The following is a 13910-nucleotide window of genomic DNA, read 5'->3' on the forward strand; positions in this document are numbered from 1 at the left end:
CGGTGGCAATCGGTTCCTGGTGCGTGCCCAGGGCGGCCCCGCCCTACAGCGCCCCTTCCCAGCCCGCCACCTCGGCACCGTCCGCCGTCACGGTCAGCCGTACCCCCGCCCGGCCGTCACCGAGGACGGCCGTCGCGTCGACCACCACGTCGATACGGTGCGGTGCCGGCGTCTCCCGCTGCCGGCACGCGTGTGTGAGGGCCGCCCGCAACTCCTCGACCAGTGCGTCGCCGCTCGCCTCGCCGACCCGTGCGTCCACCGGGCCGACGAACCGGACCGACGGCCGGACGCCCAGGCCGGGGGCCGCGGCACCGGCCTCCCGGAGGACGCGGGTGCGCAGGCCCGCCGGTGTGTCGACCGGACCCTGTTGCAGGGCGATGATCGCGGTGCGTATCTCCTGGATCGTCGCGTCCAGTTCGTCCACGGCCATGCCCAGCCCCTCCCGCACCTCGGGCACCACCGTCCGGCGCTGGGTGCCCTCCAGGAGCATCCCGGTCGCGAACAGGCGCTGTATGACGAGATCGTGGAGGTCGCGGGCGATGCGGTCGCGGTCCTCGTAGACGGCCAGCCGTTCGCGGTCGCGCTGCGCGCCCGCCAGGACGAGCGCGAGCGCGGCCTGCCCGGCGAACTGCGCCGCCAGAGTGCGTTCGGAGGAGGTGAAGCGCCGCCCGCCGGGGGCCCGGCACAGCGCGAGCGCGCCCAGCACCTTCCCCCAGCCTCCGGCCGGGTGGGCCCCCGTCTCGCTGCGCAGCGGCAGCAGCATGGCCGGGCCGTAGTGGCGGGCGAGCGGGGAGACCGAACGCGGGTCGGCGGCGAAGTCGTCCGAGTGGACGGCCAGCCCGGCGCGTATCTGGTGGACGACCGGGCTCTCCGGCGGGATCACGCCCCGGTACGCCTCGTCGCGGACCGGGTCCGGCAGGACCGTGGCGAGCGCCGCGACCTCCATGCCGCCTTCGGAGTGCGGCAGCAGGACCGCCCCGGTCACCGCCTCGGCCAGCTCCCGGCCCCGCTCGGCGACGACCGCGACCGCGTCCCCGGGGGCCGTGCCGGACGTGGGCCCGGCCAGCAGCGCGGTCGTGACGGACGCGGCGCCGTCGATCCAGCGGCGGCGCTGCCGGGCCGCCGCGTACAGCCGGGCGTTGCTCATGGCGATGCCGGCCTCGGTGGCCAGCACCCGCACCAGATGCAGGTCCTCGGCGTCGAACTCCGCGCCGTCCCGCTTGTCCGCGAGGTAGAGGGTCCCGAACCGTTCGCCGTGGGCCCGGATGGGCACACCGAGGAAGGAACGTATCGGCGGATGTCCGGGCGGCAGGTGGCCGCAGGCGCGCGGGTCCCGGGTGACATCGGCGATGCGGACGGCTTCGGTGCCGTGCAGCAGCGCGCCGATGATCCGGCTGCGCTCCGGGAGGCGGCCGATCCGGCGCTCGTCCTCGGGGAGACGCCGTGGGCGATCAGGTCGCACAGCGCGACGCCGTCCTCGTCGAGCAGGCCGACGGCGGCGTACCGGGCGGAGGTCAGGGCCGCTGCGGTGTCCGCGACGCGGCGCATCGCGCCCGGCAGGTCGAGGTCGGCACCGACCGTGACCATGGCTTCGAGGAGTTGCGGGAGCCGGGGGAGAAGGCTGTCGGGGAGGTCGCGCAGGCTCCGCGCGGTCCCCTCCGCGGGGTGGCCGGACGCGTGCGGCGCGGCGGGGTCATGGCAGTGCGGATGGTGCGGCATCGGTCCGGCGTTCGCCCTGTTCTCTCGCGTCGCTGCTCCGCCCGGCACCGCGCGCCGCACTCCGCGGCCGTGTGCCGGGGGCGCCGTACGGGGCCGGGGGACGGTCACGTGTCCGTAACGCGCTCCTGGTGACTGATTGGCGAATTTGAGTCTAGTTCGTCCAAATGCAGGAACTTGTGACCGATTGGCGGGGCCGGGCACGCAGACGCTACCCAAGGAGTGCGTAGGAAAAGAATAAGTGCTGGCCGGAAACCGCTCGGTCTTTCGGCCGACACGCAGGGCCGGAGCGGGGGGCGGTACCGTGCCGTTCCGCCCCGGCCGCCGCCGGATTCGCCGCCGTCCCGCCCGGTGACCGGCGCATCGGTCCCGTGCCGGATGACATGACCGCTGTCACATGCGCGCGCTCCACGGGCGGGCATGTCCACCGGCCGCCCCGATGACCTGAGTTTGAGACAACTTCTTTACGTATGTGCCGTCCGGACTGACGCCGGTGCCAGCGGGTAAGCCGTAGACACGTAAGGGCACAGCCGACGACCCGGACCCCGCCGGAGGCTGGCGCCGCGCGGATGCCGAACGCCGACGGTGGTCGTCGCCGCCCGGGCCGCACCGGGCGAGTCCCCCAACTTCCGTACGTCTCCACCGTCAGCGTGCGACGGCAGTACGCGCCCGGGCACGGAGGTGGGGACAGGCAATGGTGGAACAGGGATGGAGCTTCACGAGCCGGGAGCGCGTGGTGGGCGCGACCACGGTGGTGGAACTGGGTGGCGAAGTGGACATCCTCGCGGCGACCGCGCTGGGGCTGCGGCTCGACGAGATCACCGGTAGCGGCCACCCCGATCTCGTGCTGGACGTGCGGGGCGTGACGTTCATCGACTGCTGCGGCATCTCCATGCTGTGCCGCGCCCGGCGGCGTACGCAGGTCAAGGCGGGCCGGCTGCGTCTGGCCGGAGTCGCCGAGAGCCCGAGCGTGCTGCGGCTGCTGCGGCTGACCGGCCTGCTGTCCACCTTCGACCTCTGCCTCGACCCGGGCGCCGACCCGGGCGCCGACCCGGTGTTCGGCCTCGTCGGCGAGGCCGGTGCGGACCTTCGGGCGGAGAACGGCTGCCCGTGCACCCGTCCGCACGCCGAGGGCCCGGGGCACCCGGCCACTCCGGGCGCCCCCACGGACAGCGCCGTCGCCTGACGGAGCGTCAGGCAGGCCGGGCCGGGCTCCGGCCGTCCCGGGCTTGGCGGTGCCGTCCCGGGCCTGGCGGTGCCGTCCCGAGCCCGGCGGTGCCGCCCCGGGCCTGGCGGCGCCGCCCCGGCCGCGCGCCTCAGTTCGGCAGCGCCGCCTCGATCGCCTCCGTCAGCTCCGCCGCCTCCGGCTCGGTCCGGGGCCGGAACCGCCCCACCACCGTGCCGTCGGCGCCGATGAGGAACTTCTCGAAGTTCCACTGCACATCACCGGCCTCTCCCACGCTGTCGGGGGTGCGGGTGAGCTCCTCGTACAGCGGATGCCGGTCCGGGCCGTTGACGTCCGTCTTCTCGAACAGCGGGAAGCTGACCCCGTACGTGGTCGAGCAGAACGTGGCGATCTCCTCGGCGCTGCCCGGCTCCTGGCCCGCGAACTGGTTGCTGGGGAAGCCCAGGACGCTGAAGCCGCGGTCGGCGTACTGCTGCTGGAGCCGCTCCAGGCCCGAGTACTGCGGCGTCAGGCCGCACCGGGACGCCACGTTGACCACCAGGAGGGCCTTGCCCCGGTGGTCGGCCAGCGAGGCGGGCTCGCCGTTCAGGGTGCGCAGGGGGATGTCGTACAGGCTCACGCTCGGGCTCCTCGTTACGGGACCGCTGTCGCGGACGTGCGGATGGACTTCGCAGCGGACAACATCATCCACGCGGGTGTTCTTCCCGGCCGCACGCCGGTCCGGCATGCCGGACCGCGCCGGAACGAAGCTCTGCTCCGCCGCTCCGCCGCTCCGGAACCGCGCGGATCGCGAGTTCCGCGTCTTCGGTCCGAAGCCCCCGGTCTGTTGGCACGGCGCGCCGATCCGTCCTTCCCGCACCTGTCCAACTGGTTATTCGGCACGCGGGGGATAACTTGGCTGTGAAATTCCTGTGCGTGAAGTATTCACCTCCTGTGAGGGGCCGGTATCGGCCATGCTCTGTACGGCCTTTCGCCGGGCGGGCCCGAGGTGCGGTCGCCGGGTAACGGCTGCTGACGTGCGGGTGTGGGCCAACCGGCCGCCCGGCCGGAAGCCGACGTGTGGACGGAAGCGCAGGTCGCGGCCGGTGGTCACGGGCGGCAGGGCTTCGGGAGAAGCGTTCCTGCGCGGGGAGAATTCCTGGTCGGGCCGGTCGCCGATTCCCGCCCGGGGGATTGACCGGAAAAGCCCTGGACGAAGCAGGATTCGCCATTCCGCTTCCTGGCTTCATGTTTCTCTCATCTTCGCGTGACACGGTGGATCGGCATGCTCGCGGCGGCATCGGAGCCATGGACGTACGCACCTTTTCCCCACGGGAAGTGCCGTTTCTCCACAGGAAGTCGCGCTTTCCCGCGGGAAGCCCCGCTGTTCCGTTGCCGACGCCGCCGGTGACGCGCCGATCCCCCGAACACCGGTACCGGCCCGGGACCGCCCGGGCCGGGCACCCACCGTCGCCCTGCGGTGCCCCTACCACCCACCGTTCACGGGAGAGACTCCATGTCCGCCACAACCTTCGTGGACCGGCCCCCCGCGCTCCGATCTCCGCACGCCCGCTGGCGGTTCTGGCACACGCCCGCGGGCCGGCCGCGCTGGGAGCGGCCCGCGCTGCTGGGCATCGCCGCACTCGCGGCCCTGCTGTACGCGTGGAACATCGCCGACAGCGACTACGCCGGCTACTACGCCGCCGCCGTCCGCAGCATGTCGGAGAGCTGGAAGGCGTTCCTGTTCACCTCCTTCGACCCCGGTTCCACGGTCACCCTGGACAAGGCCGGCGGATTCCTGTGGCCGCAGGCGCTGTCCGCGCGGATCTTCGGCTTCAGCAACTGGGCGCTCACGCTCCCGCAGTGCGTCGAGGGCGTCGTCTCCGTGCTGGTCGTCCACCGCACCGTACGGCGCTGGCGCGGCCCGGCGGCCGGGCTGCTCGCGGCCGGCGCGCTGACGCTCACCCCGGTGGTGGCGTCGATGTTCGGGCACGCGCTCCTGGAGGCGCCGCTGACGATGTGCCTGGTGCTGGCGGCCGACCAGGGCGCGCGGGCGATGGTCAGCGGCCGGCTGCGGCCGTTGCTGCTGGCGGCGGTCTGGGTGGGGCTGGCCTTCCAGGCGGCGATGATGCAGGCGTGGATCATCGTGCCGGCCATGGCCGTCGCGTACTTCGTGGTCTCCCCGGCGACGCTGCGCAAGCGGCTGGGCCACCTGCTGACCGCGGGCGCCGTGCTGTGCGCGGTCTCGCTCTCCTGGGTCCTGCTGATGACCGTCGTACCGCAGGACTCACGGCCGTACGTGGACGGCTCGCGGAACAACAGCGCCCTGTCGATGGTGTTCGGCTACAACGGCTTCGACCGGCTCGGCGCGGGCTGGAACATGGACGCCGCCAACAGCGTGCAGGCGGGCGCGGCCACGGGTCAGGGCGGCGCGGTGCGGGGCGGCGGTGCTCAGGCCGGCACCCAGGGCGGCGCCCAGACGGATGCCAAGTCCGGTGCCGGGACGTCCGGTCGGCCGACGGCCGGCGGCGACGGGTCGCAACTGGCGGTGGGCGCCCCCACCACCGGCTGGCTCAAGCTCTTCCGCGCGCCGCTCACGCAGCAGATCGGGTGGCTCTTCCCGCTCGCGCTGTGCGCACTCGTCCTCGGCCTCGTCACCCGCCGCAAACAGCCCCGTACGGACCCGGTGCGCGGCGGCTATCTCCTGTGGGGCGGCTGGCTGCTGACGGCGGCCGCGGTCATGAGCGCCATCAACGTCCCGCATGCCACGTACATGTCCGCCCTGGCGCCCGGCCTCGCCGCGCTGTCCGCCGCCGGAGTCGTCACCTTGTGGCGCGCCTACCGCAAGGGGACGGGGACGGGGGCGGGGACCGGCGCCGCGGCCCGGCCCGGAGGGCTCCGGGCGTGGGCGCTGCCCGGCACCGTCGCGGTGCAGGCGGCCTGGGCGGTTCACCTCGTCTCCGGCCATGCCGACTGGGTGCCGTGGCTGATCCCCCTGATCGTCGTGGCCGCGCTCGCCTCGCTCGGTCTGCTGGTGTACGGGGCCGTACGCGCCCGCCATGAGGGAAGCGGACCGAAGCCCGCTGACACACCGTCAAGCGCCAAACAAGGCGTACACCTTCGCCGTATCGGGACCGCCGGGCTCATCGCGGGCTGCCTCACGATGGCGGCCGCCCCCGCCACCTGGTCGCTGTCCGTACTGGACCCGCGGTACACCGGCTCGGCCCACTCGGCCTCCGCGGGCCCGCAGGACACGACCATCGGCACCCCCGCGCACCTGACGGACACCCAGCGCAAGATCCTCGACTACGTGGAACGGCGCAAGGGAACCGCCGAGTACACCTTCTCCGCCGCGCTGCTCTCCGCCGAGCCGTACATCCGCCTCGGCGGTGCCGCCGTCCTGCCGCTCGGCGGGTTCGCGGCCGGGACCGAGCCGGTGACCCTGGAGACGTACCGGCGGCTGGTCGCGTCCGGGAAGCTGCGCTTCGCGCTCGTCGGCGACCGCAGCACGGCCGGCACGTCGCAGACGGCACGGATCAACCGGTGGGTCCGCTCGGCGTGCGAGAAGGTCGATCCGTCGGCGTACGGCGGGGAGACGGGGGCCGGGGCGGGCAAGGCGAACGGGTCGGGACCGCGCACCGGAACCGGGCCGTCGCAAGCCGGATCCGGACAGCCGCAAGCCGGAACCCGGCAGCCGCAGGCAGGGGGCGGCGCGAACCAGAGCCTCTACCGCTGCTCTCCTGAGGACGCGCGGAACTGACCGGTATCGGGAGGGCGCGCGGGCCCGGCCGACATCTCCGGAGGGCGCGCGGGACCGACCGGTATTCCCCCCGCTTGCCCCGCCGTGCCCCTCTTGACCCGTGCGCGAGCATGCCAGCACAGTACGGAGGACCGTCCGGGCAGACCGATCCCGCGGCCTCGGACGCGGGGCGTTGGAGGGTGCCGTGCGCGTGGACGAACCGGCCGCCGTGGCCTTCGCGCGGGACCTGATCCGGCTGCGGACGGTCAACGCGGCCGGTGCCACCGCCGTCGAACAGCCCGCCGCCGACCTCGTCTCCCGCCTCTTCACCGCGTTCGGCTGGCCGCACGAGGTGACCGAGGTGGTGCCCGGCCGCCCCAATGTCGTCGCGGTCGTCGAGGGCGGCGGCGGACCGGGCCGCACCCTGATGTTCGAGGGGCACACGGACGTGGTCACCGAGGGCGACCCGGAGACCTGGTCCGTCGATCCGTACGGCGCGCAGATCCGCGACGGCAGGCTGTGGGGCCGGGGCGCCGCCGACATGAAGTCCGGCGTCGCGGCCATGATCTACGGCGTACGGGCGCTCCAGCAGGCCGGTCCCTTCCCCGGCCGGATCGTCGTCGGCGTGCTGTGCGACGAGGAGGGCCTGATGCTGGGCGCCAAGGCGTTCGCCGCGTCCCCGGCGGCCGCCGGGGTGGACGGCGTCATCGTCTGCGAGCCGGAGGGCTACGAGGTGTGCACCTCGGCCCGCGGCGGCATCCGCCTCCGGCTCGCGCTGCACGGGGTGATGGCGCACGGCGCGATGCCCCAGGAGGGCCGTAACCCGCTCGTCGCCGCCGCGCGCATCGTCGCCGCGCTCGCCGGGGCGGAGGAGTGGGCCGTACGCCGGTACGGGACCCATCCGCACGCCGGAACGGTCACCGTCACCCCGACGGTGCTGCACGGCGGCGACCCCGACCAGCTCAACGTCATCCCCGCCCGGGCGGTCGTCGGCATCGACGTGCGGACGGTCCCCGGCACCGACCACGCCGAGCTGATCGGCCACCTGCGGCAGGCGGCCGAGGACGCCGCGGCGGGTGTGGGCGTGACCGTCGCGCTGACCGTCGTGGACGACCGGCCGGCCATCGAGACCGACGCCGGCCACCCGGTCGTCACGGCGCTGGTGGCCGGTCACCGGCAGGTGCACGGCAGCGCACCGGCCTTCGGCGCGGTCCCCGGCACGACCGACGGGACGATACTGACCCGCGACGCGGGCCTGCCGACCGTCGTCTACGGGCCGGGCGGCAAATGGATCGCCCACCAGAAGGACGAGTACGTCGAGGTGCGGGAGATCGGCGAGTACGCCCGGGTGTACGCCGCGGCGGCCCGGCACTTCCTCGACGGCGGCGGCGCCCGCCGCGAAGGCGCCGGCGCATGACGGCGGCGGGACGCGGAAGCCGGACGCATCGGTCGCAGGAGCAGGCGAAGGAGCAGGCGATGGAGCACGCGACGGAGCACGGAGCCGGCCGGGCGGTCGAGTACGCGAAGCTGTTCCGCCTGGACGGGCGGCGCGTCGCGGTGGTGGGCGGCGCCGGGGGCATCGGCCGGGAGGCGGTACGCGCCCTGGCCGCGCACGGCGCCGAAGTGATCGTCGCCGACCTGGACGCGGCCGGTGCCGCGGCGGCAGCGGAGGCCGCTGCCGCCGAGCCCCCGGCCCCCGGCAGCCGCACCGGCACCGCGACCGCCTGCCCCCTCGACGTGCTGGACGAGGACGCGGTACGGGCCGCGGCGGACCGGTGGGGAGCGCTGGACGGGCTGGTCGTCACCACCGGCGTCAATGTGCGCAAGCGGATCGCCGACTACACCGCCGCCGAGTTCGACCGGGTCATCGGCCTCAACCTGCGGGCCGCCTTCACCCTCGTGCGGGCCGTCGCCCCCGCCATGGCCGAGCGGGGCCGGGGCAGCGTGGTCGGCCTCGCCTCCATGCGCGCCTTCCAGGTCGAGCCGGGGCAGAGCGTGTACGCCGCCTCGAAGGCCGGGCTGGTGCAGTTCCTGCGGACGGCCGCGGCGGAGTGGGGGCCGCGCGGCGTCCGGTTCAACGCGGTGGCGCCCGGTGTGGTCCGTACCCCGCTCACCGACCAGATCGCCGCCGATCCGCACTGGTACGACGCGTACGCCCAGGCGTCCGCGCTGCGCCGCTGGGCCCGCGCCGACGAGATCGCGGGCGCCGTGGTCTACCTCCTGTCCGACGCGTCCACCTTCGTCACCGGCAGCGTGCTGACGGTCGACGGCGGCTGGACGGCGGTGGACGGCCGGTTCGATCCGTCGCTCTGAGGACGGCCGGCCCGGCGCACGGCACGAACGCGACCCCCACGGAGCCACATGCCACCGCACAGCCACGACGGCACCACCCCCGACCACGCGACCTCCGATCACGCCACCTCCGACCACACCCTCTACGACGTCCCCGGCCTGGCCGCCCCCGTCGAGATCCGCGTCGACCGCTGGGGCGTGCCGCACCTGTACGCCGCCTCTCAGGACGACCTGTTCCTCGCCCAGGGCTTCAACGCCGCCCGGGACCGCCTCTTCCAGATCGACCTGTGGCGGCGCCGCGGCCTCGGTCTGCTCTCCGAGGTGTTCGGCGAGAGCTGCCTCGAACACGACCGGGCGGCCCGGCTCTTCCTGTACCGCGGCGACATGGCCGCCGAATGGGCCGCCTACGGACCTCGTACGGAGCGCATCATCAGCGCCTTCGTGCGCGGCGTCAACGCGTTCGTGGCGCTCTGCCGCGCCGACCCGGCCCAGCTGCCGCCCGAGTTCGCGCTGCTCGGTCACCGGCCCGCCTACTGGGAGCCCGCCGACGTGGCCCGCATCCGCAGCCACGGCCTCTACTACAACCTGGAGCAGGAGGTCGCCCGCGCGCTGACCCTGCGCGACCACGGCCCCGCCGTCGAGGACCTGCGCCGCGCCCGGGAACCCGCGCACACCTTGCGCGTACCGGAGGGCCTGGACCTGTCCCTCATCCCCGACGACGTGCTGCGGGTCTACCGGCTGGCCACCACCGCGCCGTGGGAGGACGGCGGTCCGCGCCAGGGCCCGGACGGCAGCAACAACTGGGTGATCGCCCCGTCCCGTACCGCCACCGGCCGGCCCCTGCTGGCCAACGATCCGCACCGCGCCGTCACCCTGCCCGCGCTGCGCTACCTCGCGCACCTGACGGCTCCCGGCATCGACGCCATCGGCGCGGGCGAGCCCGCGCTGCCCGGCATCTCCATCGGCCACAACGGCCGGATCGCCTTCGGACTGACCATCTTCCCCATCGACCAGGAGGACCTGTACGTCTACCGCACCAACCCGGACGCGCCCCGCGAGTACCGCTACGACGGCCGCTGGGAGCCGATGACCCGCGTCACCGAGACGGTCCCGGTGCGCGACGGGCGGCCGGTCACCGTCGAGCTGTGGTTCACCCGGCACGGGCCGGTGATCCACGAGGACCCGGAGCGCGGCACGGCCTTCGCCGTACGGGCCGCCTGGCTCGGCCCGGGCATGGCCCCGTACCTGGGCAGTACGGAGTACCTGACGGCGGAGGGACCCGACGCCTTCGTGGCCGCGCTGCGCCGCTGGGGCGCGCCCGGCGAGAACCAGGTCTACGCGGCCCCCGACGGCACCATCGGATGGCAGCCCGCCGGCCGCGTCCCCGCCCGGCCGAACTGGGACGGCACCCTGCCCGTGCCCGGCGACGGCCGCTACGAGTGGGCCGGTTTCCACCCCGCGGACACGCTGCCGTCCGTACGCGACCCCGACCGGGGCTGGTTCGCCACGGCCAACGAGATGAACCTCCCGCCCGGCTACCCGAACGCCCGGCGGACGATCACCTACGACTGGTACGCACCCGCCCGCCACGACCGCATCGCCGCCGAGCTGGACGCCCGCACCGGCTGGACCGTCGCGGACTGCGTCCGCCTCCAGACCGACTGCACCAGCCCGGCCGCCCGCCGCGTCCTGCCGCTGCTGACCGGCCTGACCAGCGACGATCCGGCCGTGGCGTGGGCGCTGGACCGGCTGCGCGCCTGGGACGCGCGGCTGACGCCCGACTCCGTACCCGCCGCGCTCTTCGAGGTCTGGTACCGGCGTCACCTGCGCCCGGCCCTGCTGGAACGGGCGCTGGCCCGCCTGCTGCCGCCGGACCGGCGCGCCGCGGCCCTGGCACGCGTCCTGCCCGCCGGCGAAGCCGCCACCACCGACCCGCGGGCCGAGCTCGGCCTGCTGCGCGCGCCCGGCGACCGGCTCGGCCCCGACCCGGACCGCGCCGTGCGCACGGCCGTCCTCGGCTCCCTCCCCGGCGCGCTCACCGAACTCGGGAGGCTGCTGGGGCCGGACCGCGCCCGCTGGACCTGGGGAGCGCTGCACCGGGCGGAACCACGGCATCCGCTCGCCGCGTGGCTGGGGGAGCGGGCCCCGGACTGGACCCGGGCCGGGCCCGCGCCGCGCGGCGGCAGCGGCGACACGGTGGGCGCCACGTCGTACGGTCCGGACTTCCGGCAGGCCGGCGGGGCGACCTTCCGGCTGGTGATCGACGTCGGCGACTGGGACGCCTCGGTGGCCATGAACGCGCCCGGCCAGTCCGGTGTGCCGGGCAGCCCGCACTACCGCGACCTGTTCGCGGACTGGGCCGCGGACCGCGCCTTTCCGCTGCTGTACGGCCGCGCCGCGGTCGAACGGCACACCACCCACATGATCACCTTGCGGCCCGCCGGGGGCCCGCCGCCCGGAAAACCGTGATTCAGATCACGGGAATTACCGTGTAACAAACCATGGGTAAGTGCGCGATGAATACAGAGGTGCCCGCCGTGCACCTTGCCTATGTGTATCGAGAGGTTCCTCGTGTCACTCACCTCGGCCATCACGCGACCGCAGGAAATAACCGGATCCCCGGCCCCGGAAGACGTACCCGCCGACGGTACGGCGATCGAGGCGGCCGGCGGATTCACCCTGTCCCACGGTGACGAGGGGGACGCGCCGGCGCAGCAGGTCGCCGGCGCCGGGGCCTCCGCCGACCCGGTCAAGGACTACCTCAAGCTGATCGGCAAGGTCCCGCTGCTCAACGCCGAGCAGGAGGTGGAGCTGGCCAAGCGCGTCGAGGCCGGCCTGTTCGCCCAGGAGAAGCTGGACACCGGCGAGCCCACCGGCAGGCTCCGCCGGGAGCTGGAGATCCTGGTCGCGGACGGCGCCCGCGCCAAGGAACACCTCGTCGAGGCCAACCTGCGGCTCGTCGTCTCGCTCGCCAAGCGCTACACGGGCCGCGGCATGCTCTTCCTGGACCTCATCCAGGAGGGCAATCTCGGGCTCATCCGCGCCGTCGAGAAGTTCGACTACGTGAAGGGTTTCAAATTCTCCACGTACGCCACCTGGTGGATTCGCCAGGCCATCACCCGCGCGATGGCCGACCAGGCCCGTACGATCCGCATTCCGGTCCACATGGTCGAGATCATCAACAAGGTGGCCCGGATTCAGCGCCAGCTGCTCCAGGACACCGGCCGCGAACCCACCCCGGAAGAACTGGCCAAGGAACTCGACATGACCCCGGAAAAGGTCATCGAGGTACAGAAATACGGCCGTGAGCCGATATCCCTGCACACCCCCCTGGGCGACGAGGGCGACAGCGAGTTCGGCGACCTGATCGAGGACACCGAAGCCGTCGTCCCCGCCGAGGCCGTCGGCTTCTCGTTCCTCCAGCAGCAGCTGCGCGCCATCCTGGAGACCCTGGCCGACCGCGAGGCCGGCGTCGTCTCCATGCGCTACGGCCTCAAGGACGGCCAGCCCAAGACGCTCGACGAGATCGGCAAGGTCTACGGCGTCACCCGGGAGCGCATCCGCCAGATCGAGAACAAGACGATGTCGAAGCTGCGGCACCCGTCGCGGTCGCAGTTGCTGCGGGACTACCTGGACTAGGGGAGGGGCCCCGGGCCGGCGGCAGCCTCCCGCCGAAGGGCGCGCCCCCGGAGCGGCGGCGAATTCCAGGGGTCGTTGCAACACAGAGGTCAACTGGCTGTCGCCAGGAGCTTAGCGAGACGCTCGGCTGGGGTTTGCCAGCCGAGCGTTTTGCGTGGCCGGCTGTTCAGCTCGGCGGCGACGCCCGCCAGGTCCCCGGGGGTGTGAACGGCCAGGTCGGTGCCCTTGGGAAAGTACTGCCGCAGCAGGCCGTTGGTGTTCTCGTTGGAGCCGCGTTGCCAGGGGCTGGCCGGGTCGCAGAAGTAGACCGGGATGTCGGTGGCAACGGTGAACGCCCGGTGGGCGGCCATCTCCGAGCCCTGGTCCCAGGTCAGGGATCGCCAGAGGTGCCGTGGAAGGGTCTGGACGGTCGTGGCGAGCGCGTTGCGGGTGGCGATGGCGCTGTGGCCGACCGGCAGGTGCACGAGCATCAGGTAGCGGGTGGACCGCTCGACGAGGGTGCCGATGGCGGAACGGCCGTCCTTGCCGATGATGAGATCGCCCTCCCAGTGTCCGGGGACGGCCCGGTCGGCGGCTTCGGCGGGGCGTTCGCTGATCAGGACCATGGCCTTGATGGCGCGGGAGGCACGCTTGTGGGCCTGGCGGTGCGGGCGCCGGCGGGCCCGGCCGGTGCGAAGCGCTCGGGTCAGTTCCCGGCGGAGTTCTCCGCGGCCCTGGACGTAGAGGGCCTGGTAAACGGTCTCGTGGGTCACGTGCATCTCCGGCCGGTCGGGGAAACGTGCCCGCAGGACTTGGCAGATCTGCTCGGGGCTCCAGCGCATCGTGAGGTGATCCTGGATGAAGTCCCGCAGCTCGGGATTCTGGCCGATCTTTCCGGGTTTCGGACGGGACCGGCGGGCCTTGGCCTTGTTGTGGGCGATGCTCGGTCGGTAGTACCAGCCGCCGTTGTGCAGAGTGTGCCGGTTGCGGCGTATTTCGCGACTGACGGTGGACGGGCTGCGGCCCAGCTCGACGGCTATCTGCCGGATCGAGGCCCCCTCGCGGAGACGGTCGGCGATGTGGATGCGGTCGTGCTCCTGGAGATACCGCGACGGCGCGGGAGGCAGTTCCTCCGATCCCGTCGCCGGGGCCTGTCCCGGCACCGGGTAGATCGGAGGAACTGCCTTCCGGCCGCCTGGCGGCGAGTGCCAGCCGTTGCGCCACCGCTTGCCGGTGCGCAGGTTGATGCCGACTATCCGGGCGGCTTCCCGAGTGCTGTACCCCTGCTCCATGAGCAGGAAGTATGCGGCCCGCTCGCGGGCCAGTTGGCGCCCGCCCCCGGGCCCCCGGTTCTTCCGGATCTCGAAGTCCATCGCGTCC

7 protein-coding genes and 2 pseudogenes are annotated in these 13910 nt (G+C 73.5%); 6 read left to right on the plus strand and 3 right to left on the minus strand.

From position 1 onward, the window contains the following. Positions 1-43: 43 nt before the first annotated feature. A pseudogene (locus tag CP973_RS16940) lies at positions 44-1719 on the minus strand (GAF domain-containing protein). A gap of 691 nt (positions 1720-2410) precedes the next feature. Between CP973_RS16940 and CP973_RS16945 the strand changes: the two are divergent. Further along, positions 2411-2902, plus strand: a complete 492-nt coding sequence (locus CP973_RS16945) for an STAS domain-containing protein (RefSeq protein ID WP_150241584.1) — start codon at positions 2411-2413, stop codon at positions 2900-2902. A 130-nt stretch (positions 2903-3032) separates the two neighbouring features. On the opposite strand, the gene CP973_RS16950 is transcribed toward CP973_RS16945, so the two are convergent. Next, the gene (locus CP973_RS16950; protein ID WP_150241586.1) at positions 3033-3521 is read right to left on the minus strand and encodes a glutathione peroxidase; all 489 of its coding nucleotides are present in this window, start codon (positions 3519-3521) and stop codon (positions 3033-3035) included. Positions 3522-4397: 876 nt separating this feature from the next. On the opposite strand from CP973_RS16950, the gene CP973_RS16955 reads away from it, so the two are divergent. From CP973_RS16955 to CP973_RS16975, 5 genes and pseudogenes are all read left to right on the plus strand, one after another. Then, positions 4398-6641: an ArnT family glycosyltransferase gene (locus CP973_RS16955; protein ID WP_150241588.1), complete on the plus strand. Its 2244-nt coding sequence runs from the start codon at positions 4398-4400 to the stop codon at positions 6639-6641. A 190-nt stretch (positions 6642-6831) separates the two neighbouring features. Beyond that, entirely contained in the window at positions 6832-8037 is a 1206-nt protein-coding gene (locus tag CP973_RS16960) for a M20 family metallopeptidase (RefSeq protein WP_244409547.1), read from the plus strand. Positions 8038-8096: 59 nt separating this feature from the next. Then, complete coding sequence (locus tag CP973_RS16965) at positions 8097-8933, plus strand: SDR family NAD(P)-dependent oxidoreductase (protein ID WP_150241592.1); 837 nt, start codon at positions 8097-8099, stop codon at positions 8931-8933. Between the two features lie 48 nt (positions 8934-8981). After that, positions 8982-11381, plus strand: a complete 2400-nt coding sequence (locus CP973_RS16970; protein ID WP_150241594.1) for a penicillin acylase family protein — start codon at positions 8982-8984, stop codon at positions 11379-11381. Between the two features lie 150 nt (positions 11382-11531). Further along, positions 11532-12551 (plus strand): annotated as a pseudogene (locus CP973_RS16975) (RNA polymerase sigma factor); the annotation flags it as partial. Positions 12552-12640: 89 nt separating this feature from the next. Here the strand turns inward: CP973_RS16975 and CP973_RS16980 are convergent. After that, positions 12641-13903, minus strand: coding sequence for an IS30 family transposase (locus CP973_RS16980; protein ID WP_150241598.1), 1263 nt, complete (start codon positions 13901-13903; stop codon positions 12641-12643). Positions 13904-13910: the final 7 nt, after the last annotated feature.

This window comes from Streptomyces albofaciens JCM 4342 (assembly GCF_008634025.1).
Lineage (GTDB): Bacteria > Actinomycetota > Actinomycetes > Streptomycetales > Streptomycetaceae > Streptomyces > Streptomyces albofaciens.

Bases quoted from the DNA above. Each gene is read 5' to 3' on its own strand.
- CP973_RS16965 (WP_150241592.1), top strand. From the start codon at position 8,097: ATGGAGCACGCGACGGAGCACGGAGCCGGCCGGGCGGTCGAGTACGCG.
- CP973_RS16970 (WP_150241594.1), top strand. From the start codon at position 8,982: ATGCCACCGCACAGCCACGACGGCACCACCCCCGACCACGCGACCTCC.
- CP973_RS16980 (WP_150241598.1), bottom strand. From the start codon at position 13,903: ATGGACTTCGAGATCCGGAAGAACCGGGGGCCCGGGGGCGGGCGCCAA.
- CP973_RS16945 (WP_150241584.1), top strand. From the start codon at position 2,411: ATGGTGGAACAGGGATGGAGCTTCACGAGCCGGGAGCGCGTGGTGGGC.
- CP973_RS16955 (WP_150241588.1), top strand. From the start codon at position 4,398: ATGTCCGCCACAACCTTCGTGGACCGGCCCCCCGCGCTCCGATCTCCG.